Genomic DNA, 24,500 nt, shown 5'->3' with positions numbered 1-24,500 from the left:
GAACTCATCGCGGGCAAGCCTCGCTCCCACAGGTTGGCGCTTGCTTATAGACCGCTTTTCACTCCACCAAACGCCCCAACCGCTGCTTGAGCATGCGGTTTTCGCTGCGCAGTTGCTGCACCTCTTCCAACAGATCCAGCGCCAGGGCAACGCCTTCCCACTCCAGATCCAACTCGCGGCGCAGCTTGGCGGCGCGGCGGGCCAGGACCAGTTCGTAATCAGTGAAACGCCAATCGGTCGGCGCCGTACCGTGGGGTTCGAGGATGCCATGGGCGACGATTTCGATCACATGGATATCTTGCAAGGCGGCGGCCTCACAAAACTCCATCAGGTTTAGTTCAATGATCGGGTTGTTCATGGTCTGCTTCTCCCAATGCTTTAACTGTCGAGTCTAGCCCCTCAAAACAGTCAAAAGTTCTCCCGCGGATCGAACGCAGCCTTCTTCGCCAGTTCCGCCCACAACGCCTTGACCGCCTCGTCACTGGCCTTGGGCATCACGGCCTTGAGCTGCACGAACAGGTAGCCGCGCTCGCCGGCCTTGTTGCGCAGGCCGTGGCCCTTGGCGCGCATGCGCTGGCCATTCTGGCTGCCGGCCGGGACCTTGAGGTTGATCTTGCCAGTGAGGGTCGGGACTGCCACTTCGGTGCCCAGCGCCAATTCCCACGGTGCCAGGGGCAAGGTGATGATCAGGTCCTGGCCCTCGACGTCGAACTTGGGGTGCGGAGCGAAGCGAATCGTCAGGTACAAATCACCGTTGGCGCCACCGCCGATACCTGGCGCACCCTGGCCCTTGAGGCGGATGCGTTCGCCGTCGGTCACCCCCAGCGGAATCTTCACGTTCAGGCTTTTGCTGGTGTTGCTCACATGCTGGCCGGCCGCGTTGTACTGCGGCACCTGGAAGCTGACTTTTTTCGACTCGCTCGACAGGGTTTCTTCCAGGAAGATCGGTAATTCCATTTCCACGTCTTGCCCTCGACGGCCGGCGCTGCGACCTGACTGCCCGCCACCGAAACCCGGCCCGCGATTACCGAAAATCGAACTGAAGAAGTCCGAGAAATCCCCTGTGTCCTGACCGCCAAAACCGCCACGGCTTTGCCAGCCTGGCGGGCCCTGGAACGGCTGGCCGTGCTGGCCATAACGACGCAGGTCGTCGTACTCGGCGCGCTTGTCAGCGCTTTTCAACGCTTCATAGGCTTCGGAGACGTCCTTGAACTTAGTCTCGGCGTCCTTTTCCTTGCTCACATCCGGGTGGTACTTGCGCGCCAGTTTGCGATAGGCGGCCTTGATCGTGGCGTCATCCGCCGTCGGCTCCACACCCAGGATCTTGTAATAGTCTTTGAAGTCCATTGAAGGATCACCATCCGTTATCGATATCGCACCGCCACCCGCAGCATGCTCGTGGTACAAGTCCAGGGGTTTGACCGATCTCAAGGTTTGTGACCGGGCGGCGCTTCAGAAGTTTATCGGCAGCCGGCGGCGGTTCTTGTATCGCCCTGTGCTGCCAGGCCCATGCCAGCAAGTTTGGGGGTAAAAGAGCCGCTTTCAAGGCCAACGGTTATGAATTAGCGGATAACCGGCCTTCGAATCCGCGCCGCACTGACATACACTGCGCGGCCGTTTTTTCAACTGGAACCCGAAAGACATGAAAAACGCATCCCCGGCCCGTGCCTGCGGCATCGACTTTGGCACGTCCAACTCCACCGTCGGCTGGCTGCGCCCCGGCATGGAAACGTTGATCGCGCTGGAGGACGACAAGATCACCCTGCCCTCGGTGGTCTTTTTCAATCTCGAGGAGCGCCGCCCGGTCTACGGCCGCCTGGCGCTGCACGAATACCTGGAAGGCTATGAAGGCCGACTGATGCGCTCGCTCAAGAGCCTGCTGGGTTCCAAGCTGATCAAGCACGACACCAGCGTGTTGGGCACGGCCATGCCGTTCAAGGATCTGCTGGGGCTGTTCATCGGCCAACTGAAGAAACGTGCCGAGGCCACCGCCGGTCGGGAATTCGAAGAAGTGGTACTGGGCCGTCCGGTATTTTTCGTCGATGACGACGAGCTGGCTGACCAGGAAGCGGAAAACACCCTGGTGGACGTGGCTCGCGCTATCGGCTTCAAGGAAGTTTCATTCCAGTACGAGCCTATCGCGGCGGCCTTCGATTATGAATCGACCATCGAGAAAGAAGAGCTGGTGCTGATCGTCGACATCGGCGGTGGTACTTCGGACTTCTCCCTGGTGCGCCTGTCACCCGAGCGGCGCACCCATGACAACCGTCACGCCGACATCCTCGCCACCGGCGGCGTCCACATCGGCGGTACCGACTTCGACAAGCAACTGAGCCTGCAAGGCCTGATGCCCCTGTTCGGCTACGGCAGCCGCATGAAAAGCGGCGCCTACATGCCCACCAGCCATCACATGAACCTGGCGACCTGGCACACCATCAACGCCGTGTACTCGCAGAAATCCACCCTGGCCCTGGGCAGCATGCGCTACGACATCGAAGACACCGGCGGCATCGACCGGCTGTTCAAGTTGATCGAACAGCGTGCCGGGCACTGGTTGGCGATGGAAGTGGAAGAAACCAAGATCCAACTGACTCACGCCGACCAGCGCCATGTGCCACTGGACCGGATCGAGCCGGGCCTGAGCGTAGACTTGAGCCGGGCGCTGTTTGAATCGGCCATCGACGGCTTGCTGGAGCGGGTACGCGGCAGCGTCACGCAACTGCTCAACGATGCCAACGTGCGCGTCGATCAGGTGGACACGGTGTTCTTCACCGGCGGTTCCAGCGGCATCCCGGCCCTGCGCAACAGCGTCTCGGCAATGCTGCCCCAGGCCCGGCATGTGGAAGGCAACATCTTCGGCAGCATCGGCAGCGGGTTGGCGATCGAGGCGATGAAGCGCTACGGCACCCAGGTCTGATCCAAGACCGAGGCGCCTGCATCGCGAGCAAGCTCGCTCCCACAATCAACCGCATTCCTTCTGAAGAAATCCGGTCAACTGTGGGAGCGAGCTTGCTCGCGATGGCGTTAGATCAGACGCCACACCCACCAGATCAAACCATCCCCACCTGCTTCAACTCACTCTTCAAATAGGCATAGTAAATCGGCCCCGCCACCACCCCTGGCAAACCGAACGCCGCCTCGAACACCAGCATCGCCATGAGCAGTTCCCAGGACTTGGCGCTGATCTGCCCGCCAACGATCCGGGCGTTGAGGAAATATTCGAGCTTGTGGATCACGATCAGGTAACCCAGCGCCGCCACGGCGACCCAGATCGACAGCGACAACGCGACGATGGTGATCAGGGTATTGGACATCAGGTTGCCAATGACCGGCAGCAACCCCAGCAGGAACGTCATGACGATCAGGGTCTTGGTCAATGGCAGGTGGATACCGAACAGCGGCAGCACCACCGCCAGGAAGATCCCGGTGAAGAAGGTGTTGAGCAGGGAAATCTTGATCTGGGCGAAGACGATGTTGCGAAACGCCTTGACCAGTAGATTCAAGCGATCGAACAGCGCGGCGGCCAGGGGCTTGCGCTTGGTCAGGTCGGGGATGCGTTGCAAGGCGACGATCGCCCCCAGCACCATGCCGATCAGCAACGTCACGAACATGTGTGCCGCGTCCTTGCCCACCAGTTGCAGGTCGCTCAGGTGCTTGCTCACCCAGTCGCCGATCGCCACCCGGAACTCGGCGGCACTGGCCGGCAGATAGGCGTCGATAAACGGCGGCAACTGCCCACGTGCACGGTCGACCACCGCCATGAACTTGTCCAGGGACGCGCCTGGATTTTCCGCTTCATGCAGCAGGAAGCTGAAGGCACCGGCGAAAATCAAGGTCAGCACACTGACCACCAGCGTGCCCAGCAACGCCACCGCCAGCCAGCGTGCGCGCCGGCCTTCGATCAATCGTTGCAACTGTGGGGTGAGCATGTTGACCAGTTCGAACACCAGCAACCCGGCCAGCAGGCTCGGCAACAGGCGCAGCGGCAGTACCAGCAGCAACCCACCAAAAATGATCACCCAACTGATCACCAACAACACATGACGCTGAGAAAACGTTGGCATACAGCCTCAGGACGAAACGGCGTAAAAGGATTGGCAGTCTGCCAGCCTTCCACCAGCAGCACTAGAGATTGTATCGGCCGACCTTGATCGCAGTTCAGAAGTTTCTGGCCGCGCCTGCAAGGGTCTCATCGCGAGCAGGCTCGCACACAATGGACCGTGCAACGCAAATCTACTGTGGGGGCCTGCTCGCGATGGGGCCCCCACAGGCGCCATTTATTTTTTCTTCAGGCAATCACTCATGAACGCCTTGCGGGCATCGCCCTTCAATGCCTGCTCAGTCGCCGTGGCGTTGCAGGTTTTCATGCGTTCCTGGGGCGTAGCAGGGGCAGCCTTGAGGCAGGTGCTCATGAAGGCTTTGCGCTCATCGCCTTTGAGGGCCTTGGCGGTGGCATCGGCGTTGCAGGTGGTCATCTTGGTTTGTTGAGCGGTGGCGGCGAAGCCTTGGGAGCACAACAGCAAACCGATCATCAACAAAGGGACACGCAGCATCTTCATGGTATTTCTCCTGGTTGCCGCACGATGGGTGGGGCGATGAGCTGCATTGTAGACAAAGCCTGTTACACCTTCATCTGTGTTCAGTCGTAGACCCGCGGTGCCCTGACTGACGCTATCGCGAGCAAGCTCGCTCCCACAGGGGATTTGTGAACGCCATCAATGTGGAAGCGGGCTTGCTCGCGAAGAACGATAACCCGGTCCGCCTGGCTATACACCGGCAGCCTTCAACCGCTCGGCATGCTCGACAAACAACCGGACCGGCTCGGCCCCTTTGCCCACCAGCCCCAGCGATTGGTTGACGATGTCGAAGTGATCCAGCGGATAGTCATCCCCAATCACCGTGCCCAAGTGCGAGCTGTAGCGCCCGACCAGACCGTCGCAGTGCCCCGCCTCGCGCACAAAGGTGCGGGCGAATAGCCGGCAGCTGCGATTAGTGCCGTCGAACAGGTTGCCCCCCTTATCGGTCCTGCCCGGCTGCAAGGTCCCGGACCAGGAGTAATAACGCACACCGTTGACCTCTTCCGGCCCCTGCCCGCCCCAGGTTTGTGGCAAGCCCTGTGGATAACGTTGGTTGAACAGCGCCGCGCCCGCACTCGTGAGAGAGGCATGGGAAGCCTGGATATCCACCGGCAGCTTCGGCCCGCGATAGCCGGTTTCCATCAGGCTCATCAAGGCATTGATCAGCCGCAGCAAGATACTGAGCAGGCGGCCCCGGGCACTGTCGGCCGGGTAGTGGAGTTGCAGGTAGTCGGCCAGTTCTGAGCCGTGATTGGGGCCGGCCACCGATGTGACCGACGCCACCAGGTCCGGGCGTTTGGCGGCGGCGTAGCGGGCGGTGAGACTGCCCTGGCTGTGGCCGATCAGGTTGACCTTCTGCGCACCGGTTTGTCGCAGGATCTGCTCGATCTGCGCCAGCAACTGCTCGCCACGTACTTCGGATGAATGCAGCGGCGAAACCTTCACCGCCACCACCACCGCCCCACCCCGACGCAACGCCGAAACGATCCCATACCAGTACGGATACAACACCAGGCGGATGAACCCCAACATGCCCGGGACCAATATCAGCGGGTAGCGCGTGGCGCAGCGTTGCGACATGGAGACATCCTTGTGATCAAGAGGTGGTCAGCATCGATATCGATGATGACCAGTCTATGACACTCGCGCCACTTCAAGTACGTGTGAATCCGTGGCCAGGGTTTGCTCCCGGTTGGGCTGCGTAGCAGCCCCCTTTCAAAAGGTCCGCGCCAGCGCCAGCAAGCGCTCCTCGGCCTCGGCGCAAGACAGGGCAAAGCTGCGCTCGGCCGACTCTTCGCCTTCGGCGGCAACCACCGTCACATCAGTGATGCCGATAAACCCCAGGACCGTACGCAGCAGCGCATCGGCGTGATTCATCCCCTCCAACTGACCGCCGGGACCGAAACCGAAATCGCCGCGGCTGGTCACGATCAGGGCTTTTTTGCCCAATACCAGCGGCTCGTAGTGAGACACACCGTTATCCAGGCTGTGGTTGAACGTCAGCCCGATGCGCACGATCTGGTCGATCCAGGCCTTCACGCCGCTGGGCACGCTGAAGTTGTGCATGGGCGCGGAAATAACCAGCCGGTCATGGGCCTGCAGTTCCGCGACCAACGCGTCGCTCAGCGCCAGGTCCGCCTGCATGGTCAACGATCGGGCTTGGGGTTCGGGGTGGAACGCCGCCGCGATGAAGGCCTCATTGACCGGCGGAATCACCGTCCGTCCCACTTCGCGACGAGTGGGTTGGGACTGCGGATGGGCGGCCTGCCAGGCGGATAAAAATGTTTCGGCCAGCCGCCGGGAGTGCGAGCGCTCGCCACGGGGACTGCCATGTACCACAAGAATTTTGCTCATCTGAATCTCCTTTGCTACGGCTACAATCAATACTGCTTGTGGCTTTTAGCTTGAAGCTCAGCGCCGTCAGCCGACAAATGAGCGTAAGTTCACCTGGATGAGTTAATTTCATCCATTGTAGTTCTGGAGATTGCCATGTTCGCCAACCTGCCCCTCAATGCGTTACGCGCCTTCGAGTCCGCTGCGCGCCTGCTTAGCTTCAAGGCGGCTGCCGCGGAGCTGTCGGTGACACCCACGGCGGTCTCCCATCAGATTCGCTCGCTGGAAACCTGGCTTGGCTTGATGTTGTTCGAACGCCTGCCACGCCAGGTGCGACTCACGGAAGGCGGGCAACGCTTGTTCCAGAGCCTGCACGGGGCGCTGCTGGAAGTGGCGCAAAGCGTCGACACCCTGCGCCCGCAACGCAGCAACAGCCACCTGACACTCTCCACCACCGCAGCGTTTGCCGCTCTGTGGCTAGTGCCACGCCTGGGCCGGTTTTATGCCCGCCATCCGAACATCAACGTGCGCCTGGACACCCATTGCGAAGTGATCGACCTGCACCAGGACGCCAGCATCGACCTGGTGGTGCGCTACAGCCTGGATAGCTACCCGAACTTGTACGGTCAGTGCCTGTTCGACGAAAGCTTCGGCGTCTATGGCTCACCGGAACAGGTGGCCATGGCGGCCCGGCGGCCGCCGACCTTGATCAGCGTGCACTGGCACAACTCCAAGCTGTATGCCCACGGCTGGGATGCCTGGTGCGCCCAGGCCGGAGAAAACTGGCTCGCTTCGCAGCCCTGCGTGCGCGAGTACGACGAGGAACATTACGCCCTGCAAGCGGCGATTGCCGGGCAGGGCCTGGTGTTGGCGAGCAATATCCTGGCTTCCGAAAGCGTCGCCAGCGGTTTGCTGGTGGGTTATCGCCCGCAGATCCAGGTCAACGGCGCCGGCTACAGCGCCCTGTGCGTACCAGGTCGCGAACGCCATCCGCCGGTGCGGGCGTTCTTCCAGTGGCTGGGGGAAGAGGCGCGGCTGTCCGGCTACCCGCTGAAAAACCCAGTAAAACTTTTTCAGGACCGCATCACTCAGATTTAGAGTGATCGCGCCTGCAGAGCGTGACGCCTCAACCGGATCAGCCTCCAGGAGAACGAGATGAGCGACATGCACTTATCCGATGTAACCACCCTGCGCGAACGCGCGCGGCAAAACGTGCAGAACGGCGCGGTGACCGAGGGCTACAGCGCCGATCGACAAGAAGTCATCCGCCTGCTCAACGAATCATTGGCCACCGAACTGGTGTGCGTGTTGCGCTACAAGCGCCACTACTTCATGGCCACCGGACTCCGGGCCAGCGTGGCCGCCAGTGAGTTCCTCGAACACGCGACCCAGGAAGCCGAACACGCCGACAAACTCGCCGAACGCATCGTGCAACTGGGTGGCGAGCCAGAGTTCAACCCCGACCTGTTGAGCCGCAATTCCCATGCTCAGTACGTGGCGGGCAATACCCTCAAGGAAATGGTCTACGAAGACCTGGTAGCGGAGCGGATCGCCATCGACAGCTATCGGGAAATCATCCAGTACATCGGCGAAAAAGACCCCACTACCCGGCGCATCTTCGAAGACATCCTGGCCCAGGAAGAAGAGCATGCTGATGATATGGCCGACATTCTGGCCGACCTTTAATACACTTGAAGGCCCCTTCGCGAGCAAGCCCGCTCCTACACTCGACCGCGCTCCTTCAGACAAAACTCGGTTGAATGTGGGAGCGGGCTTGCTCGCGAAAGGGCCCTAAGCCTCACAACAAATCCGGCGTTTAACGAGTGGGCTTCACCGTCACCGGCGCCTTGCCCGCCTTCATCTGCTCCAACAACGGCGCGCACTGGTTTGGCTCGCCACCGCTGGGGGCAACCAGCGCCAGCAACCCGGCCGCCGGCGCCGCAATCACACCCAGTGCCACCATCCCGGCACCGCGCAGCATCAGCGGCACCGCCTTGACGCCAGCGGCGGGCTTGGCGAACGTGCCCCGCACGTACAATGGCGAGCGCAAGGAAATCAGCCGCCAGCCCTTGGACTCAGGCGTGACGGTCAGGTCGAGTTTTTCCGTGGCCATGTTCGCCGTGCCGTCGATGTAGATGATCGCGTTCTCGGTATCGAATACGAACAGGCGAGTGGTCGCCAGGCCCGTCTTGATGTCGAAGTCCGCCGCTGCGCAATTGATCTTCACTTCCTTGTCGCCAAAGATTTTCCCCACCACGTAGTTGCCGACGTTCAGCCCGGCCAGCTCCATCAACTCACGACTGATAGCACCATCGTTGATGAGCATTTTCAGCGTGCCGTTGGACGTACCCAGCAACGCCGCCACCGAATTGCCACGCCCGCTGATATCGGCATCGCCGTTCAGCTCGCCGAAACTGGTTTTCATGGGTTCAAAACCTGGGAACAGTTGCTTGAGCTTGAAGCCCCGCGCAGTCAATTTCGCCTGGCCTTCCAGGGGTTGGGTGTGTCCATTGAGGCGGATCTGCGCGTCGAGACGACCACCCGCTACGCCGAAGCGCAGCGGCTCAAGGCTTAGCTGACCATCGTTGAGCACCAGGTGAGTGTAGAGATCCGTGAACGGCAATTTCTCGCTGTGGACGATGCGTTTGCCGGTGAACTCCACATCGGCGTCCATCGCACTCCAGCGCTCGGTGCGAAACGCCTCCACGGGCAAGACCTTGTCGGTCGGCTGCTTGCTGGCGCCGCCACGGGCCTTTTGCTCGGCGTTGGAATCGGCGCCGATCAGCGGTGCCAGGTCACTGAACAACAGTTGATTGGAGACCAGCGCGCCACTGAGTTTCGGCCGCGGCTGGCTGGCCACGTAGGCCAGGTCGCCATGGATATCGCTGTCGCCGATCTTGCCGTTGAACGCCTCATAGCGAAACAGCGCCCCGTCAGGCTCATGGAGCTTGGCGATCAGGCGCCCATCGGTTGAATAAGGTGGCGAGTCCGGCAGGGTCACACCGGTCAATGGATAGAGATGGGCCAGGCTGGTGCCGGCCAGTTTCAAACGCAAATCCAGGGCCCCGAGGTTCATCGGGTCGGTGAGAGTGCCGGCCAGTTCAACGCCGGTCTGACCAATCTTCGCCTGGGCCTGAAGCGGAAAGGGTTGTGAAGCGTCCTGCAACGCCAGCAAACCGCCAACCTTGCCGGAACCGGTGAGGTTTTGCCCGTGGTACTGCCCGTTGACCTTGAAGGCAAACGCGTAGTCCTGGGGCGCCGCCCCCTGGTCCAGGGCTTTTTTTGCGGCCTTCTCACCGACGATATCGCTGAACGGGATGGGTTTGCCCAACGGGTCGATCAACAAGTCCAGGCGGGTCTTCAGCGTCTGGTCATCAAGAATGACGTGACCTTTGTCAAAGCCGATGGCACCGATGTCCACCACCCAACTGGACGGCTCGGCATCTGGATCTTTGGGGTCGAACTGAAAGGTCCAGTTGGCGCGGCCGTCGGCCAGGCGTTGCAGGTTGGCGTCGGGCTCAGTCAGGTCGATACGGGGAATCGCCACTCGCCGGACCAGCAAGGCCAAGGGCGAGATGCGCAATTCAACACGCTTGAGCGTCGCCATCTGTGGAGTCTTGGACCAGTCCGGATTACCCAGGCTCAAGTCTTCGGCCACCACATGGGGCCACGGCACCCAAGCCCGCCAGCCTCCCTCCTGCGGCTCACGCTGCCAGATCACCGCCAGATTGCCGTTGATCGCGAACGGTCGGTGCAACTCCTCGGAAACCTTGGCGTTGAGCGGGGGCTTGATCCGGTTCCAATCGAAGAACGCGATGACCAGCACCAGCACCGCCAGCAGGACAACAAGGCTGGCAAAGCTCCAGGCGAGGATTTTTGAGGTGCGCGTCATGCACAAGGCTCCTGATGACAATACGGCGTCCGAACTGCAACGCTTTTCGAAAGACGAACCTGTAGTCGGCTCGTTGTTAATGGTAGGACTGGCGAAACGGCCAACAGGTTTAACACCAAGGGCGATGAACGGTACAAAAAAAGCCTGAAATCCTGACCAATCAGACAACTCACTGTTACCTCCCCCGCACTTTTACGAGGCGAACATGGGTACAAAATACCCACCACGGTGCAAAGCAGCACCTCTGAAACGCCCGTTCTAGAGCCTTCCCCCAGAACAATCAATTCCGTTGATTATTACCATTGCGTTTATGAACTTTTATATCGACTTATCGAGAGTAGCATTGCCCTCGTACCCACTTTATCGCCCCCCCAAGGAGCAACGATCATGAAACGCCAATTACTGATGAGCCTTTCCCTTTCACTGCTGGCCTCGACTGCTTTTGCACTGCCAGCCTCCGAACAAGCCACGCCACAGGTCAAGGACAGCCATTCTGTCTACAGCCAGACCGTTGCCGAAGGCGGTCGTGATCGCCTGGAACAAAACGGCTTGGTTGAAGATGGTTCTGACCGTACCCCACAAGGCCAAACCGTGGCCGCTGATGGTTCCGACCGCACCCCACAGGGCCAGACCTTGGCAGCTGACGGTTCCGACCGCACCCCACAAGGCCAGACCTTGGCAGCTGACGGTTCCGACCGCACGCCACAAGGCCAGACCTTGGCAGCCGACGGTTCCGACCGCACTCCACAAGGCCAGACCTTGGCAGCCGACGGTTCCGACCGCACCCCACAAGGCCAGACCTTGGCAGCTGACGGTTCCGACCGCACGCCACAAGGCCAGACCCTGGCAGCCGACGGTTCCGACCGCACCCCACTGGGCGAAACCCTGGCAGCTGACGGTGGTGACCGTGTGATCGAACGCAACAGTGCAGTGAGCTGAGCCCATGGTGGTCCTGAAAAAAGCCCGATTCCTCCAATCGGGCTTTTGACTTTTAAAAGCTTGGTCTTCCCCGCTTGACCCCCTTCTACCGTTCGACGCCGGCAAAGCCGATTTGCTAGAGTGCATCGCTCCCGTAAACCAGAAGTCAGCCCGCAATGCTGCCCCGTGCCGAACAGAAACAACAGACCCGAATTGCCCTGATGGATGCAGCCCGTCATTTGATGGAGTGCGGCCGGGGGTTCGGCAGCCTGAGCCTGCGGGAAGTCGCCAGGACGGCGGGCATCGTGCCCACCGGATTCTACCGGCACTTCGACGACATGGATCAACTGGGCCTGGCATTGGTCAGCGAGGTCGGGCAGACCTTCCGCGAAACCATCCGCCTGGTGCGCCACAACGAATTCGTCATGGGCGGCATTATCGATGCGTCGGTGCGGATCTTTCTCGACGTGGTGCAAGCCAACCGCTCGCAGTTCCTGTTCCTGGCCCGTGAACAATACGGCGGCTCCCTGCCGGTACGCCAAGCCATCGGCCGGCTGCGCGAAGGCATCAGCTCGGACCTGGCCGCCGACCTGGCACTCATGCCAAAACTGCAGCATCTGGATCTGGCCGGGTTAAGCGTGATGGCCGACCTCATCGTCAAGAGTGTGTTCGCCACCCTGCCGGACATCATCGACCCGCCTGCCGAAGCCTTGCCCGAGCACCTCACCCCGCAGGTGAAAATCACCCAGCAACTGCGGTTTATCTTTATTGGGCTCAAGCATTGGCAAGGGTTGGGCAGCACCGAGTAACCCCTGTGGGAGCGGGCTTGCTCGCGAAGACGGTGAGTCAGGCAACATTGATGTGGCATGGGACACCGCCTTCGCGAGCAAGCCCGCTCCTACCCGTTACCTGCAAGCCACAAAATGGCGCACCACCACTAGGCCAAGCACCAAAAAAGCGCACCAAAAAGCACCTTCTCCGGCCTTCCTAGCGCTATTTCCTACACCCCCTTCGATTGGCAAGCCCCTTGCTCTAAACACAGCACCGTTCATTGCTGGAAGCCTTCCGATGTTGGTGATTCACCGCAGAATCGACACTCAACCCCGCTGGGACGCCGAGCTGCACCTGGCCTTCGACGCCCGCAGCAAAAGCCGCCTGCGCTGTTTCAGTGCCGCGGGGGAGGACGTTGGGTTGTTTCTGGAGCGAGGCCAGCCGCCGCTGCACGATGGTGAATGCCTGCAAGCCGAAGACGGTCGCATCGTGCGTGTCTGTGCCCGCCCCGAACAATTACTGCATGTTACCTGCACCAGCGCGTTCGAACTGACCCGCGCCGCCTATCACTTGGGCAATCGCCACGTCGCCCTGCAAGTGGGCGATGGATGGTTGCGCCTGCTGGACGATTACGTGCTCAAGGCGATGCTCGAACAACTGGGCGCCGTCGCCGAACCCATCGAAGCACCGTTCCAGCCGGAACATGGCGCCTATGGTGGCGGCCATCATCATTCGCGGCACGGCGACGAAGACTTCAACTACGCGCCACGCCTGCATCAATTCGGCGTGCGCACATGAACCCGGCCTGGGCGCTGCTGCGCCTGGCCAGCCCGCAACTGCCTATTGGCGGCTACAGCTATTCCCAAGGGCTAGAAATGGCGGTGGATAACGGCCAGGTCAAAAACCCCGACGACGCACGCCGCTGGATCAGCGATCAACTGTTGCTGAACCTGGCGCGCTTCGAAGCGCCCTTGCTGTTGGCGCACTGCAGCGCAGCCGCCGCCGACGACTGGGACACCCTGCTGCAACACTGTGAAGAACACCGCGCCAGCCGGGAAACCCGCGAGCTGTATCAGGAAAGCCGGCAGATGGGCTACTCGTTGCAGCAGTTGCTTGGCGGCCTGCCGGAACTGGACGCCGCCGCCCGGGGCTTCCTCGAACAACGCAGCGAACCGCACCTGGCCCTGGGCTGGGCCCTGGCTGCCCGCGCCTGGCATATCAGCCCCCAGGACGCCCTCGCCGCCTGGTTGTGGAGCTGGCTGGAAAACCAACTGGCGGTGCTGATGAAAACCCTGCCCCTGGGCCAGCAAGCCGCCCAGCGCCTGACCAGTGAATTGCTGCCACTGCTGCAACAGGCCCAGCACAACGCCTCGAACATCGACCCCGATCAATATGGCAGCGCCGCGTTTGGCCTGTCCCTGGCGTGCATGGCCCATGAGCGCCAGTACAGCCGCTTGTTCCGTTCCTAGGAGAGACCCATGAATACACAACCTCTGCGCGTCGGTATCGGCGGCCCGGTGGGCTCCGGCAAAACCGCCCTGACGCTGGCCCTGTGCCTGGCTCTACGTGAACGCTACAACCTGGCGGTCGTCACCAACGACATCTACACCCGCGAAGACGCCGACTTCCTGGTGCGCAACGAGGCCCTGGCGCCGGAGCGGATCATCGGCGTGGAGACCGGCGGTTGCCCGCACACGGCGATTCGCGAAGACGCGTCGATCAATCTCGAAGCGGTGGATCAGTTGAACCGGCGCTTCCCGGGCCTGGACCTGATCCTGGTGGAGTCCGGTGGCGACAACCTTTCGGCGACCTTCAGCCCCGAGCTGTCGGACCTGACCATCTACGTGATCGACGTCTCGGCCGGCGACAAGCTGCCACGCAAGGGCGGGCCGGGCATCTGTAAATCCGACCTGCTGGTGATCAACAAGATCGACCTGGCACCGCTGGTGGGCGCGTCCCTGGAAATGATGGACAGCGACACCAAACGGATGCGCAACGGCAAGCCGTTCGTGTTCAGCAATCAGAAGACCGGCCAGGGCCTGGACGCCATCATTGCGTTCATCGAGCGCCAAGGCCTGCTGACCGCTGCCTGATTTTTTCCACTGACAACAAGGAAGCTCATCCATGACATTCAAACGCATCCTCGGCGCCCTCGCCCTGCTCCTGACTCCAGCCCTGGCCTTCGCCCACCCTGGCCACGGCGACAATGGCCTGATCGCCGGCCTCGGCCACCCGGTCGGCGGGCTCGATCATTTGCTGGCGATGCTGGCGGTTGGCTTGTGGGCCGCGCAACAACAAGGCGCGGCGCGCTGGGCACTGCCGTGCACCTTCGTTGGCGCCATGCTGATCGGCGGTTTGCTGGGCTTTGAGGGCCTGAACCTGCCAGCGCTGGAAAGTGGGATTGCCGCTTCGGTACTGGCCCTCGGCCTGGCGGTGGCATTGGCGGTGCGTCCGCCGTTGAGCCTGGCGGTTGCTGCAACGGCTATGTTTGCGCTGTTCCATGGCGTGGCCCACGGTTTGGAGCTGCCAGCCATGTCGAGCCCGTGGGCCTATGCCGCGGGCTTCGTCGCGGCCACGGCGGCGCTGCATGGCGCTGGTTTCGCCCTGGTTCGCGTGTTACCGCGAGCGGCTGCACCTCTGGTGCGGCTGGCCGGGGCGGCTTCGGCGGCGACTGGGGTTTGGTTGTTGGCGGGCTGATTCTTTAGCGCCTGCCCGGCCGCTATCGCGAGCAAGCTCGCTCCCACGGTTTGGTCGATCCCTGTGGGAGCGAGCTTGCTCGCGATGACGGACTTACAGGCACCACCTCTCTGGAGTCGGTCACTCTGCTACCATGTCGCGCAATCGCCCCCTGCCGTGACGACGTCCGCCAATGCCTGATGCTTCCCGCCCCGCTCCCCAGCCTGAATTGACCGCCCTGTTCACAACGGTGCGTCAGCATTTTCACGACGTGATCGTGCCAATGTGGCAAGGCCCGGGCTGGAATGCCGAATTGGCATTGCCCTATGAATCCCTGGACGCCGAACACACGCCGCTGCCCCCCCAGCGCTACCGCGCCATGGCATGTGCGCGGCAGTTGTATGTGTTCGCCAGCCTGATCGGCGAAGTACCCCAGGCCGAGGAACGAGCTGGCGCCCTGTTCCGCTCGCTGCAACGGCATTTCCACGATGCCGAGCACGGCGGCTGGTTCTACAGCATCGACCCGCAAGGCGCGCCGCTGGACACCGACAAAGACCTCTACACCCACGCCTTCATCCTGTTCGCCTGCGCCCATTACTGGGGCAAAGTCCGCGAGCCGCTGGTGGAATCGGTGCTCAACGCCGCCCTGGAAGTCATCGCCCGACGCTTTGCCACCGGCGACGGCCTCTACGAAGCCAGCCTCAAACGCGATTGGTCAACGCTCGGATCCGGCCCGTTGCAAAACCCGTTGATGCACCTGGCCGAAGCCTTCCTCGCCACCCTCTCGGTTCGCGAAGACACCCATGTCCGCCAAGCGTTGTTGAGCCTGTGCGACGGAATGTTCAAGCGCTTCATCGACCCGCAGCAGCGCGTCATGATGGAAAAGCCGCTCAAGGCTGTGGATAACTGGTTCGAGCCGGGACACCAGTTCGAGTGGTATTACCTGCTCGCCTCATCGCCCCTATTGCGCAACGGTAAGCTGCACACCGCCCTGGAACGCAGCTTCAGCTATACCGAGCAACAAGGTGTAAACCCGCAGTCGGGCGCAGTGTGCGCCATGCTGGGCCTGGAATCGCAAGGCACGCCACGCGACGCCAGCCAGCGCATCTGGGCCCAGGCCGAGTACCTGCGCGCGCTCACATTGCGCCCGGGCAGCCAGTCAGCGTTGCTGCGTCAATTGCAGGCGCTGCAACAACAGTTCCTGCATGCCAAGGGCTGGAATGAATGCCTGGACACCGACGGCATCGTCAGCCGTCGGGACATGCCGTCCACCACGCCGTATCACCTGCTGACCTGCTATCGCGGGTTGGCCGAATATCTAGGCTGATCGGTAAATCGCTATCGCGGTCTTATCCCTTATTGCGCTCGATCGCAAACCCACCCCAAGTCTGGCTCACCGGCATCAGCTCCAGTCTGTTGATGTTGATGTGCGCCGGGGCGTTGAGTACCCAGAAAATCGTATCGGCGATGTCCTGCGGCTGGATCGGCTCGGCCCCCGCATAAGTGGCGTTGTAGCGCTCCTGGTCACCACCGAAGCGCACCAGGGAAAACTCGCTTTCACACAGGCCCGGCTCAATATTGCTCACTCGCACGCCCGTGCCCTGCAGGTCGCAACGCAGGTTCAGGGAGAACTGTTTGACGAACGCCTTGCTCGCGCCATACACATGGCTGCCGGGGTACGGATAGTTGCCAGCGATGGAACCCAGGTTAATGATCCCGGCGCCACGACCATGGGCAATCAGCCGCGGTAGCAACAGGCGAGTGCTGTAGATCAGGCCTTTGACGTTGGTGTCGACCATCGTGTCCCAATCATCAAGGTCGCACTTGGGCGCCGGGTCAACGCCCAGGGCCAGGCCGGCGTTATTGATCAGCCCGCGCAACTTGGCGAAGGACGGCGGCAGGTTGGCAATGGCTTCTTCCATGGCCTTGCGATCACGCACATCCAACACCAGGCCATGGACTTCGGTCTGCTTCGACAACTCGGCACACAGGGCACTAAGGCGCTCTTCACGACGACCGGTCAGCACCAACTTCCAGCCTGCCTCGGCAAACCGACGGGCACAGGCTTCACCAAAACCGGAGGTCGCACCGGTGATAAACAGGGTGTTGGACATCGTGTTCTCCTTGCTTCGGGCTTAAGGCAGCCATTTGAATGGAAATCGGCCAACAGCATGCCCGGCCTGACAGGCTACGGGCAAGGCTTGTGGAAACGCACTTTTTGCAAAGCGACTGCTCATAAAACAACCAACTGCCGCCAAGCCTTATCAAACAAGGCTCGCAGCCAATTGCCCGCACCTTATCCACAGGCACGTCCACAGTAATCGGGGGCAAGTGCAAACTCTGAAAGCCGCTGTGCATAAGGCTTTGCGGGGTGTTTGGAAAATTTTTTCGCTTGACCGTGCAACACAGGTTGTGCAGTTCAGGTTATCTGCTATAAGTCGGCGCCCTGGGAGGGATGGCTCCAAGCCAGTAACGACGGCCCTCAGCGCGGTCTTTCCAGAGTTTAGTCACAGACTTATCCACAGGCTCGCACACCGGTTTTCGAGCCCTTTGCTGTGTGCATAAATGTGTTGACAAGCCTCACTCCAGCCCACTCAAAAACGCCTGATCAAAAAACGATCACATGCCTGAAAGCCACGGTTTTAAAGGCTTACAGCCAGCTACTCCCACGTTACCCACAGTCGGTTCCACAGCAAACGGGGACAAGTCAAAACTGTGACAAAACAACTATTTGCGGTGACTTTATGTCGCGGTTTCGCAAGGGGTCAGGATTGTTGTCCACAATTCTTCACTACAAAGAAAATCCCTGTGGGAGCGAGCTCGCTCGCGAAGGCGGTGGGTCAGTGCCCCATCAAGTGACTGACGTTCCGCTATCGCGAGCAAGCTCGCTCCCACAGGAGATTTTTGGTGGATTCGAGAGGTAAAAAAAACCGGCGATCACTCGCCGGTTTGTCATTGCTGCCCCCGCCTCAATGCCCGCCCAGATACGCGTTGCGCACCTCTTCGTTGGCGAGCAGTTCCTTGCCGGTGCCGGTCAGGCGGATTTCACCGTTGACCATCACATAGGCTCGGTCCGACAGCTTGAGGGCGTGGTTGGCATTCTGTTCCACCAGGAAAATGGTCATCCCGGTGGCCGCCAGTTCACGCAGGGTGGCGAAGATCTGTTTCACCACGATCGGCGCCAGACCCAGGCTCGGCTCATCGAGCAGCAACAACTTCGGCCGGCTCATCAATGCCCGGGCGATGGCGAGCATTTGCTGCTCGCCGCCGGACATGGTCATGGCCCGCTGGTTGCGGCGTTCCTTGAGCCGTGGGAACAGCTCGAACATGCGCTGCATGTCTTCGCTGGCGTACTTGTCACCGATGGGGATGGTGCCCATCAGCAGGTTTTCCTCGACGGTCATGTCGGGGAATACCCGCCGCCCTTCCGGTGACTGCGCGATGCCGTGGGACGCGATGTAATGGGACGATTTGTGGGTGATGTCCACGCCCTGGTAAATGATCTGCCCGCCCGCCGCTCGCGGTTGGCCGAAAATCGACATCAGCAGCGTGGACTTGCCGGCACCGTTGGAGCCGATCAGGCTAACGGTCTCGCCTTCGCCAATGTGCAGCGAGACTTTTTTCAAGGCCTGGATCGGCCCGTAGAACACGTCCAATTCCTTGAGTTCGAGGATAGGTCCACTCATACCAGCTCCTCTTCGTCGGCACCCAGGTAGGCCGCGATCACTTTCGGATCGTTGCGAATCGCCTCGGGACCGCCCTCGGCAATCACGGTGCCGTGGTCCAGCACCACGATGTGGTCGGAAATGCTCATTACCATGCCCATGTCGTGTTCGATCAGCACCACGGTCAGATCGTGCTCGTCGCGCAGCAGCCGGATCATCGCGCTCAGCGCTTCGGTTTCCTGAGGGTTGAGGCCGGCGGCCGGTTCGTCGAGGCAAATGATTTGCGGACGGGTGCACATGGCCCGGGCAATCTCCAGGCGCCGCTGCTGGCCGTAGGAAAGCTCCCCGGCGAGGCGGTTGGCACAATCCACCAGGTCCACCACTTCCAACCAGTAGAAGGCGTGGTCCAGGGCATCGCTTTCGGCCTGGCGGTAGCCCTTGGTGTTAAGAATGCCCGCCACCAGGCTGCGGTTGACCCACATGTGCTGGGCCACCAGCAGGTTTTCCAGCACCGACATTTCCTTGAACAGGCGAATGTTCTGGAAAGTGCGCGCCAGGCCGGCGCGGTTCACCAGATGGGTGCCGCCGAACATCTTGTAGTACATCCGGCTGGCGAAGGATTTCGGCGACACGAAGTCGGTTGGGCGAAACGCCTCGCCCAACAACTTGATGACATCGGTCTGCTCACCACGCACGTTGAGTTCGATCTTGCCGCCCGTGGCCTTGTAGAACCCGGTCAGGCAGTTGAACACCGTGGTCTTGCCCGCGCCGTTGGGGCCGATCAGGGCGAAGATCGAGTTACGTTTGACTTGCAGGCTGACGTCGTTGAGAGCCTTGATCCCACCGAATTGCATCATCAGGTTTTCAACGCTGAGTACGACTTCGCTCATGGCGCTACTCCTTTACGCGGCGTCACACCCGTGCGGCTGATGCGGATCAGGCCGCGAGGCCGCCAGATCATCATCAACACCATCAGTATGCCAAACAGCAGCACCCGATATTCCGCGAAGCCGCGCAGCAGTTCCGGGGCCACGGTCAGCACAAACGCCGCAATCACCACGCCGATGGTCGAGCCCATACCACCCAGCACTACGATGGCGAGAATCAGGGCCGACTCGAAGAAGGTGAACGATGTCGGGTTGACGAAGCCTTGGTAGGTGGCGAAGAAAACCCCGGCCAGGCCAGCCGTCGAGGCGCCGATGGTGAACGCCGAGAGTTTGACCAGGACGTGGTTCAGGCCCATTGAGCGGCAGGCGATCTCATCTTCGCGCAAGGCTTCCCAGGCGCGACCGACCGGCATGCGGGTCAGGCGATGCTTGATGTACAGCACAGCCAGCACGACGAGGAACAACACCGCGTAGATGAAGTAGTACTTCACGTCCGGGTTGTAGGCGATGCCGAAAAACTCATGGAAAGGTACGCCACCGTCCTTCGCCCTTTTGCCGAATTCGAGACCGAAAAAGGTTGGCAACGGCGCCGGCATGCCGTTCGGGCCGCCAGTCAGGGACAACCAGTTATTGAGCACCAGCCGAATGATTTCACCGAAGCCCAGGGTCACGATCGCCAGGTAGTCTCCGTGCAGGCGCAGCACCGGGAAACCAAGGATGCAACCGGCCAGGCCCGCCGTGATCGCCGCCAGGGGCAGCACCGTCCAGAAGCCCAGCCCCAGGTATTGATACCCCAGTGCCAGCCCATAGGCGCCGATGGCATAGAACGCCACATAACCGAGGTCAAGCAGGCCAGCCAGGCCGACCACGATGTTCAAGCCCAGGCCCAACAGCACGTAGATCAGCCCAAGGATGACCACGCCCAGCAGATACGAGTTGGAGAAAAACGGAAACACCACGGCAATGACGATCACCAGCGGGATGATCCAGCGCAACCGGGTTTTGTAATCGGGCGGCAGTACATGAACCCCGGAGCCCGTGCTTTCGAAGCCGTCAAGAATCTTCAGGCCCTTGGGGCTTTGCAGGAACAGGCTCAGGGCAAAACGGCCCGCCATGACGATGGCGACAATCCACGCCACACGGGTCGGTTGCAGGTTGAAGCCGTAGCCGTCCAGGACCACGCCGACAATCGGGCCGAACACAATCAGGGCGACAAGGCCGGCAAGAATCGCGTCAACCAGGCTTCTTTTGATATCAATGGTTTTTTTAGTGGTTGATGACATCGCTTACACCTTCGACACAAGAGGACGGCCGAGCAGGCCTTGGGGCCGAAAGACCAGAACGAGAACGAGCAGCGAGAAGCTGAAGACGTCTTTGTAGTCCGAATTGACCAGGCCGGAGAACAGCGACTCGGAGATCCCAAGAATGATCCCGCCGAGCATCGCACCAGGCAGTGAGCCGATGCCGCCGAGTACCGCTGCGGTAAATGCCTTGATCCCGATGATGAAACCGGCATAGAAGTCGAACGTGCCGTAGTTCATGGTAATCAGCACGCCGGCCAGTGCGGCCATCGCGGCACCGATGATGAAGACGTAGGAAATCACCCGGTCGGTGTTGATCCCCAGGATCGAGGCCATCTTGCGGTCTTGCTGGGTCGCGCGGCACATGCGGCCGAGCTTGGTGTACTTGATGACGTAGGTCAGCAGGGCCATCCCGGCAAACGCTGCTACCAGAATGAAAACCTTGGTGTAAGTCAGTTGCACGAAGCCTGTGCCGACTTCGACGCGCCAGGCACCCGTCAGCAAGGTGGGAACGCCTTGCTGCTTCGCGCCCTGGGCGATCTGTGCATAGTTTTGCAGGATCAGCGAAATACCGATGGCGCTGATCAGCGGTGCCAGTCGGGTGGAGTTACGCAGGGGTTTGTAGGCGACACGCTCGATGACCCAGCCATACACCGCCGTGACGACGATGGTGAAGATCAGTGTGCCAAGCATCAGTAGAGGGAAGGATTCAATACCGAAGTATGCCAGCAGAGCCAGACTGATCGCCGCGAGGTACGCAGAGATCATGTAAACCTCGCCATGGGCGAAGTTGATCATGCCGATGATGCCATAGACCATTGTGTAGCCGATGGCGATCAGGCCATAGACCGACCCGAGGGTCAGGCCGTTGACCAGTTGCTGCAGGAAAATACCATCCATAACGCAATCTCACGCAGTGAGAACCTGCACACCCTTGAGTGTGCGGTTCTTCTAAGGAAAATACAGATTTACGTCGGAGCAATGTCAGTCAGAACACTACATCCCTTGTGGAGGCTGGCCTGCCAGCGAGAGCGGACGGACATTCAACAAAGATGTCGCCTGTCAGTCCGCCATCGCGAGCAAGCTCGCTCCCACACGGAATCGGGGATCTAGCCGATCGCGTTTACTTCTGTTTTTCCAACTGGTGGTATTTGCCGTCCTTGTCCCACTGGTAAACCACGTAGTCGGAGACTTTCAGGTCGCCCTTGGCGTCCCAGGTCTTCTCGCCCATCACGGTTTTAACCGGGTTTTTCTTCAGCCACTCAGCCGCAGCTTCGCCCTTGTTGGACTTGGCGCCATTGAAGGCCGCTGCCAGGGTCTGGACCGAAGCGTAGGCATACAAGGTGTAGCCTTCCGGCTCAGTGCCCTGGGCACGGAATGCGTCCACTACAGCCTTGCTGTCTGGCAGCAGGCGCGGGTCGGCACCGAAGGTCATCAGCACGCCGTCGACAAATTGCGGGCCGCCAGCGGTGGTGACCAGTTCGTCAGTCACGATACCGTCGTCGGACATGAACTTGACGTCCTTGAGGCCTTGCTCACGCAGTTGACGAACCAGGGGACCGGCTTCCGGGTGCAAGCCACCGAAGTACACAACATCGGCACCGGCGCCACGGATCTTGGTGACAATGGTGCTGAAGTCTTTTTCACCACGGGTCAGGCCTTCGTACAGCACTGGCGTAACGCCGCGCTTGGCCAGTTGAGCTTTGGTCGCATCCGCCAGGCCCTGGCCGTAGGTGTCCTTGTCGTGCAGCACGACGACTTTCTTGCCCTTGAGCACGTCGACAATGTAGTCGCCGGCGACGATGCCTTGCTGGTCGTCACGCCCGCACATACGGAACATGGCGCTCAGGCCGCGCTCGGTAACAGCCGGGTTGGTAGAACCCGGGGTGATGGCGATGATGCCTGCTTCGTCGTAGATCTCGGAGGCCGGGATGGTGGAGGAGGAGCAGAAGTGACCGACCACGCCCGCCACTTTCTGGTTGGTCAGGTCCTTGGCTACCGTAACAGCCTGCTTCGGTTCGCAAGCGTCATCGCCCTTGACCAGTACGATCTTCTCGCCGTTCACGCCGCCCTTGCCATTGATCTCGTCTGCCGCGGCCTGTGCACCCTTCATGTACTGCTCGCCAAATGCCGCGTTGGCGCCTGTCATGGGACCCGCTACGCCGATCTTGATGTCGGCCTGGGCAAACGCAGAAACACCCAGCGCAGTTGCCACTGCGAGGGCCAGAAAGCCTTTCTTGTAAAACGTCTGGGACATGAGGTGGTGCTCCAAGGTTTTTTTTAGTTGGCACTGCGACTTCATTTCACTGAGAAGCTAAGAGCAAGGGCCGTGCCATCGGTTTTTTATTCTGAAAAAAGTCGCTGCTTTATTGTTATTTCGACTGTTTCTGACCCTTTTTCACAGGGCGTGCAACCGTCTAAACCGCACGAGGTGCAACCTTTTATTTAAATAGGTGAAACCCTCCATGAGCCATCATTGCAACCATCGTACGAATCGACGTGCAACCGCTGTGTAACAACCTGCGTCACCGAACTGCACACTGTCGGTGCGTGACTGCTACAACCCGCACCATAACAGGCTAGACGCTGCGCCGGAAAACGTCGGTTCCGGCAACATTTTTCAACACTCAAATAACGATCCGCAGGCACTGGCCCGCGTGATACAGCGAAAAGCCCGCCTCATACAAGCAACTGCGCAACCCTACCCCGGCCAGTGGCTGCATGGGCGCGAAGGGGATCGGCAACGCCTTGGCGTCACCGTGACACAGGTAATCGGCGAAAGCCTTGCCCACCACCGTACCGGTGGTCACACCCCGACCGTTATAGCCCGTCACCGCCACCAGGCCCGGGGCAGGTTCGAACAGGCGCATCAAGTGATCGGGGGTGAAGGCAATGCAACCAGTCCAGGTGCACTCCCACTCCACCGGCTTGAGGTAGGGGAAATAGTGCTGTTGCACCCGGTCGGCCCAGGCCTTGAGGAACCAGGTCGGCTTGCGGTTGCCATTGCCCAGGCTACCCAGCAATAGGCGGCCGTCCTTGTCCCGGCGGATGCTGCTCAGCACCTGGCGGGTGTCCCACGAACCTTGCCCACCCGGCAGAATGCGTCGGGCCGCCTCGTCGGTCAGTGGAGCGGAGGCGACCTGGTAGTAATAACCGGGGAAGAAATTGCGCCGCAGCTCAGTCCAATCGCCCTCGGTGTAAGCGTTGGAGGCGATCACCACCTGCTCGGCCAGTACCGAACCCTGGGCAGTCTGCACTGACCAGCGTTGGCCCTGGCGCTCCAGACGTGTCACGCCTGAATGGTCGAACAGCTGGCCACCCAGATCCTTCGCAGCCTTGGCCAATCCGCTGGTGTAGGCCATCGGGTTGAGCGTACCGGCGCGCCGATCCAGCAACGCAGCAGCGATTTTCGACGTGCCAGTAGCCTCGGCGCAGGCCGCTCCGGTGAGCAACTCCACCGGAGCGCCACGGCGTTTCCATTGCTCTTCGCGACTGCGCAGGTCCGCCTCGCCCCGGGCGTTATGGGCCATGTGCAAGGTGCCTTCGCGGCGAAGTTGGCAATCGATGTTGTATTTGTCGACGAGGCTGAACACCAAGGCCGGCGCGGCGCCCAGCATGCGGTTGAGCTGGCTGCCCACCGCTTCGCCGAATCCAGCCTCGATGTCGTCCGGCGGGATCCACATACCGGCGTTGACCAGGCCGACGTTACGTCCCGACCCACCGTGCCCGGCCCGATGAGCCTCCAACACTGCCACGCGCTTGCCTTGTTCCAGCAAGTGCACCGCCGCCGACAGCCCGGTGAAACCGGCACCGATCACACAGACGTCAACGGTGATTTCACCCGTCAGCGCGGTATTTTCAGGCCTTTGCGGCGTCAGCTTTTCCCACAGACACTCTTCGCGTAACGGCATTGCCAGACTCCGGAAATGAAACCCAACCACTACACATTCCCTTTGTGGGAGCGGGCTTGCTCACGAAGG

General features: G+C 60.8%; 25 protein-coding genes. 11 read left to right on the top strand and 14 right to left on the bottom strand.

Features of this window, described 5'->3' with window-relative positions; translation table 11 throughout:
- Positions 1-58: 58 nt before the first annotated feature.
- Together EPZ47_RS02990 and EPZ47_RS02985 are read right to left on the bottom strand one after the other, a co-directional pair.
- Complete coding sequence (locus tag EPZ47_RS02990; RefSeq protein ID WP_135843468.1) at positions 59-358, bottom strand: chaperone modulator CbpM; 300 nt, start codon at positions 356-358, stop codon at positions 59-61.
- A 50-nt stretch (positions 359-408) separates the two neighbouring features.
- Complete coding sequence (locus EPZ47_RS02985) at positions 409-1,347, bottom strand: DnaJ C-terminal domain-containing protein (protein ID WP_024617360.1); 939 nt, start codon at positions 1,345-1,347, stop codon at positions 409-411.
- A gap of 295 nt (positions 1,348-1,642) precedes the next feature.
- Here EPZ47_RS02985 and EPZ47_RS02980 point away from each other — a divergent pair, with 295 nt between their 5' ends.
- A complete protein-coding gene (locus EPZ47_RS02980) occupies positions 1,643-2,917 on the top strand; it encodes an Hsp70 family protein (protein ID WP_135843467.1) in 1,275 nt (424 codons plus the stop codon).
- Positions 2,918-3,050: 133 nt separating this feature from the next.
- On the opposite strand, the gene EPZ47_RS02975 is transcribed toward EPZ47_RS02980, so the two are convergent.
- The 4 genes from EPZ47_RS02975 to EPZ47_RS02960 form a co-directional block, all read right to left on the bottom strand.
- Positions 3,051-4,064, bottom strand: coding sequence for an AI-2E family transporter (locus tag EPZ47_RS02975; protein WP_092171427.1), 1,014 nt, complete (start codon positions 4,062-4,064; stop codon positions 3,051-3,053).
- Between the two features lie 213 nt (positions 4,065-4,277).
- A complete protein-coding gene (locus tag EPZ47_RS02970; protein ID WP_135843466.1) occupies positions 4,278-4,559 on the bottom strand; it encodes a PsiF family protein in 282 nt (93 codons plus the stop codon).
- A gap of 207 nt (positions 4,560-4,766) precedes the next feature.
- Entirely contained in the window at positions 4,767-5,657 is an 891-nt protein-coding gene (locus EPZ47_RS02965) for a lipase family alpha/beta hydrolase (protein ID WP_135843465.1), read from the bottom strand.
- Between the two features lie 135 nt (positions 5,658-5,792).
- Entirely contained in the window at positions 5,793-6,431 is a 639-nt protein-coding gene (locus EPZ47_RS02960) for an FMN-dependent NADH-azoreductase (protein ID WP_135843464.1), read from the bottom strand.
- A 123-nt stretch (positions 6,432-6,554) separates the two neighbouring features.
- On the opposite strand from EPZ47_RS02960, the gene EPZ47_RS02955 reads away from it, so the two are divergent.
- Both EPZ47_RS02955 and EPZ47_RS02950 read left to right on the top strand, forming a co-directional pair.
- The gene (locus EPZ47_RS02955) at positions 6,555-7,508 is read left to right on the top strand and encodes a LysR substrate-binding domain-containing protein (RefSeq protein ID WP_178084293.1); all 954 of its coding nucleotides are present in this window, start codon (positions 6,555-6,557) and stop codon (positions 7,506-7,508) included.
- A 57-nt stretch (positions 7,509-7,565) separates the two neighbouring features.
- Positions 7,566-8,096 (top strand): ferritin-like domain-containing protein, encoded by a 531-nt coding sequence (locus EPZ47_RS02950; protein ID WP_135843462.1) that lies wholly within the window; start codon positions 7,566-7,568, stop codon positions 8,094-8,096.
- Between the two features lie 130 nt (positions 8,097-8,226).
- Here EPZ47_RS02950 and EPZ47_RS02945 read toward each other — a convergent pair whose 3' ends face one another.
- Complete coding sequence (locus EPZ47_RS02945) at positions 8,227-10,302, bottom strand: AsmA family protein (RefSeq protein ID WP_135843461.1); 2,076 nt, start codon at positions 10,300-10,302, stop codon at positions 8,227-8,229.
- Between EPZ47_RS02945 and EPZ47_RS30070 the strand changes: the two genes are divergently transcribed.
- The 8 genes from EPZ47_RS30070 (at position 10,301) to EPZ47_RS02910 (ending at position 15,994) form a co-directional block, all read left to right on the top strand.
- The gene (locus tag EPZ47_RS30070) at positions 10,301-10,450 is read left to right on the top strand and encodes a hypothetical protein (protein WP_158296346.1); all 150 of its coding nucleotides are present in this window, start codon (positions 10,301-10,303) and stop codon (positions 10,448-10,450) included. The genes EPZ47_RS02945 and EPZ47_RS30070 overlap by 2 nt on opposite strands.
- A 239-nt stretch (positions 10,451-10,689) precedes the next feature.
- Positions 10,690-11,241, top strand: coding sequence for a hypothetical protein (locus EPZ47_RS02940; protein ID WP_135843460.1), 552 nt, complete (start codon positions 10,690-10,692; stop codon positions 11,239-11,241).
- A gap of 155 nt (positions 11,242-11,396) precedes the next feature.
- Positions 11,397-12,029: a TetR family transcriptional regulator gene (locus EPZ47_RS02935; RefSeq protein WP_135843459.1), complete on the top strand. Its 633-nt coding sequence runs from the start codon at positions 11,397-11,399 to the stop codon at positions 12,027-12,029.
- A 259-nt stretch (positions 12,030-12,288) separates the two neighbouring features.
- Complete coding sequence (ureE, locus tag EPZ47_RS02930; RefSeq protein ID WP_135843458.1) at positions 12,289-12,789, top strand: urease accessory protein UreE; 501 nt, start codon at positions 12,289-12,291, stop codon at positions 12,787-12,789.
- Positions 12,786-13,460, top strand: coding sequence for an urease accessory protein UreF (locus EPZ47_RS02925; protein WP_135843457.1), 675 nt, complete (start codon positions 12,786-12,788; stop codon positions 13,458-13,460). Before ureE ends, EPZ47_RS02925 begins: the two co-directional genes overlap by 4 nt.
- 9 nt (positions 13,461-13,469) lie before the next feature.
- Positions 13,470-14,084, top strand: coding sequence for an urease accessory protein UreG (ureG, locus tag EPZ47_RS02920; RefSeq protein WP_135843456.1), 615 nt, complete (start codon positions 13,470-13,472; stop codon positions 14,082-14,084).
- Positions 14,085-14,115: 31 nt separating this feature from the next.
- Positions 14,116-14,688 carry a HupE/UreJ family protein gene (locus EPZ47_RS02915; protein WP_135843455.1) on the top strand — a complete coding sequence of 191 codons (573 nt, stop codon included), beginning with the start codon at positions 14,116-14,118 and terminating at the stop codon, positions 14,686-14,688.
- Between the two features lie 172 nt (positions 14,689-14,860).
- Entirely contained in the window at positions 14,861-15,994 is a 1,134-nt protein-coding gene (locus EPZ47_RS02910) for an AGE family epimerase/isomerase (protein WP_135843454.1), read from the top strand.
- A 22-nt stretch (positions 15,995-16,016) separates the two neighbouring features.
- Here the strand turns inward: EPZ47_RS02910 and EPZ47_RS02905 are convergent, their stop codons facing one another.
- The 7 genes from EPZ47_RS02905 to amaA form a co-directional block, all read right to left on the bottom strand.
- Positions 16,017-16,781 (bottom strand): SDR family oxidoreductase, encoded by a 765-nt coding sequence (locus tag EPZ47_RS02905; protein ID WP_135843453.1) that lies wholly within the window; start codon positions 16,779-16,781, stop codon positions 16,017-16,019.
- An 855-nt stretch (positions 16,782-17,636) separates the two neighbouring features.
- Positions 17,637-18,353, bottom strand: coding sequence for an ABC transporter ATP-binding protein (locus EPZ47_RS02890; RefSeq protein ID WP_135843451.1), 717 nt, complete (start codon positions 18,351-18,353; stop codon positions 17,637-17,639).
- On the bottom strand, positions 18,350-19,222 hold the full coding sequence (locus tag EPZ47_RS02885) for an ABC transporter ATP-binding protein (protein WP_135843450.1): 873 nt from the start codon (positions 19,220-19,222) through the stop codon (positions 18,350-18,352). Before EPZ47_RS02885 ends, EPZ47_RS02890 begins: the two co-directional genes overlap by 4 nt.
- On the bottom strand, positions 19,219-20,502 hold the full coding sequence (livM, locus tag EPZ47_RS02880; protein WP_135843449.1) for a high-affinity branched-chain amino acid ABC transporter permease LivM: 1,284 nt from the start codon (positions 20,500-20,502) through the stop codon (positions 19,219-19,221). The genes EPZ47_RS02885 and livM overlap by 4 nt, the downstream gene beginning before the upstream one ends.
- Before the next feature lie 3 nt (positions 20,503-20,505).
- Positions 20,506-21,420 (bottom strand): ABC transporter permease subunit, encoded by a 915-nt coding sequence (locus tag EPZ47_RS02875; RefSeq protein ID WP_135843448.1) that lies wholly within the window; start codon positions 21,418-21,420, stop codon positions 20,506-20,508.
- Positions 21,421-21,643: 223 nt separating this feature from the next.
- Positions 21,644-22,777, bottom strand: a complete 1,134-nt coding sequence (locus tag EPZ47_RS02870; protein ID WP_135843447.1) for an ABC transporter substrate-binding protein — start codon at positions 22,775-22,777, stop codon at positions 21,644-21,646.
- Positions 22,778-23,147: 370 nt separating this feature from the next.
- Positions 23,148-24,431, bottom strand: a complete 1,284-nt coding sequence (gene amaA, locus EPZ47_RS02865) for an L-pipecolate oxidase (RefSeq protein ID WP_135843446.1) — start codon at positions 24,429-24,431, stop codon at positions 23,148-23,150.
- Between the last annotated feature and the right edge of the window lie 69 nt (positions 24,432-24,500).

The sequence above is a fragment of the Pseudomonas viciae genome (genome assembly GCF_004786035.1).
GTDB classification, from domain to species: domain Bacteria; phylum Pseudomonadota; class Gammaproteobacteria; order Pseudomonadales; family Pseudomonadaceae; genus Aquipseudomonas; species Aquipseudomonas viciae.
This window is presented reverse-complemented; position numbering and strand designations above follow the sequence as displayed.

Bases quoted from the DNA above. Each gene is read 5' to 3' on its own strand.
- EPZ47_RS02990 (WP_135843468.1), bottom strand. From the start codon at position 358: ATGAACAACCCGATCATTGAACTAAACCTGATGGAGTTTTGTGAGGCC.
- EPZ47_RS02985 (WP_024617360.1), bottom strand. From the start codon at position 1,347: ATGGACTTCAAAGACTATTACAAGATCCTGGGTGTGGAGCCGACGGCG.
- EPZ47_RS02980 (WP_135843467.1), top strand. From the start codon at position 1,643: ATGAAAAACGCATCCCCGGCCCGTGCCTGCGGCATCGACTTTGGCACG.
- EPZ47_RS02975 (WP_092171427.1), bottom strand. From the start codon at position 4,064: ATGCCAACGTTTTCTCAGCGTCATGTGTTGTTGGTGATCAGTTGGGTG.
- EPZ47_RS02970 (WP_135843466.1), bottom strand. From the start codon at position 4,559: ATGAAGATGCTGCGTGTCCCTTTGTTGATGATCGGTTTGCTGTTGTGC.
- EPZ47_RS02965 (WP_135843465.1), bottom strand. From the start codon at position 5,657: ATGTCGCAACGCTGCGCCACGCGCTACCCGCTGATATTGGTCCCGGGC.
- EPZ47_RS02960 (WP_135843464.1), bottom strand. From the start codon at position 6,431: ATGAGCAAAATTCTTGTGGTACATGGCAGTCCCCGTGGCGAGCGCTCG.
- EPZ47_RS02950 (WP_135843462.1), top strand. From the start codon at position 7,566: ATGAGCGACATGCACTTATCCGATGTAACCACCCTGCGCGAACGCGCG.
- EPZ47_RS30070 (WP_158296346.1), top strand. From the start codon at position 10,301: ATGCACAAGGCTCCTGATGACAATACGGCGTCCGAACTGCAACGCTTT.
- EPZ47_RS02945 (WP_135843461.1), bottom strand. From the start codon at position 10,302: ATGACGCGCACCTCAAAAATCCTCGCCTGGAGCTTTGCCAGCCTTGTT.
- EPZ47_RS02940 (WP_135843460.1), top strand. From the start codon at position 10,690: ATGAAACGCCAATTACTGATGAGCCTTTCCCTTTCACTGCTGGCCTCG.
- EPZ47_RS02935 (WP_135843459.1), top strand. From the start codon at position 11,397: ATGCTGCCCCGTGCCGAACAGAAACAACAGACCCGAATTGCCCTGATG.
- ureE (WP_135843458.1), top strand. From the start codon at position 12,289: ATGTTGGTGATTCACCGCAGAATCGACACTCAACCCCGCTGGGACGCC.
- EPZ47_RS02925 (WP_135843457.1), top strand. From the start codon at position 12,786: ATGAACCCGGCCTGGGCGCTGCTGCGCCTGGCCAGCCCGCAACTGCCT.
- ureG (WP_135843456.1), top strand. From the start codon at position 13,470: ATGAATACACAACCTCTGCGCGTCGGTATCGGCGGCCCGGTGGGCTCC.
- EPZ47_RS02915 (WP_135843455.1), top strand. From the start codon at position 14,116: ATGACATTCAAACGCATCCTCGGCGCCCTCGCCCTGCTCCTGACTCCA.
- EPZ47_RS02910 (WP_135843454.1), top strand. From the start codon at position 14,861: ATGCCTGATGCTTCCCGCCCCGCTCCCCAGCCTGAATTGACCGCCCTG.
- EPZ47_RS02905 (WP_135843453.1), bottom strand. From the start codon at position 16,781: ATGTCCAACACCCTGTTTATCACCGGTGCGACCTCCGGTTTTGGTGAA.
- EPZ47_RS02890 (WP_135843451.1), bottom strand. From the start codon at position 18,353: ATGAGTGGACCTATCCTCGAACTCAAGGAATTGGACGTGTTCTACGGG.
- EPZ47_RS02885 (WP_135843450.1), bottom strand. From the start codon at position 19,222: ATGAGCGAAGTCGTACTCAGCGTTGAAAACCTGATGATGCAATTCGGT.
- livM (WP_135843449.1), bottom strand. From the start codon at position 20,502: ATGTCATCAACCACTAAAAAAACCATTGATATCAAAAGAAGCCTGGTT.
- EPZ47_RS02875 (WP_135843448.1), bottom strand. From the start codon at position 21,420: ATGGATGGTATTTTCCTGCAGCAACTGGTCAACGGCCTGACCCTCGGG.
- EPZ47_RS02870 (WP_135843447.1), bottom strand. From the start codon at position 22,777: ATGTCCCAGACGTTTTACAAGAAAGGCTTTCTGGCCCTCGCAGTGGCA.
- amaA (WP_135843446.1), bottom strand. From the start codon at position 24,431: ATGCCGTTACGCGAAGAGTGTCTGTGGGAAAAGCTGACGCCGCAAAGG.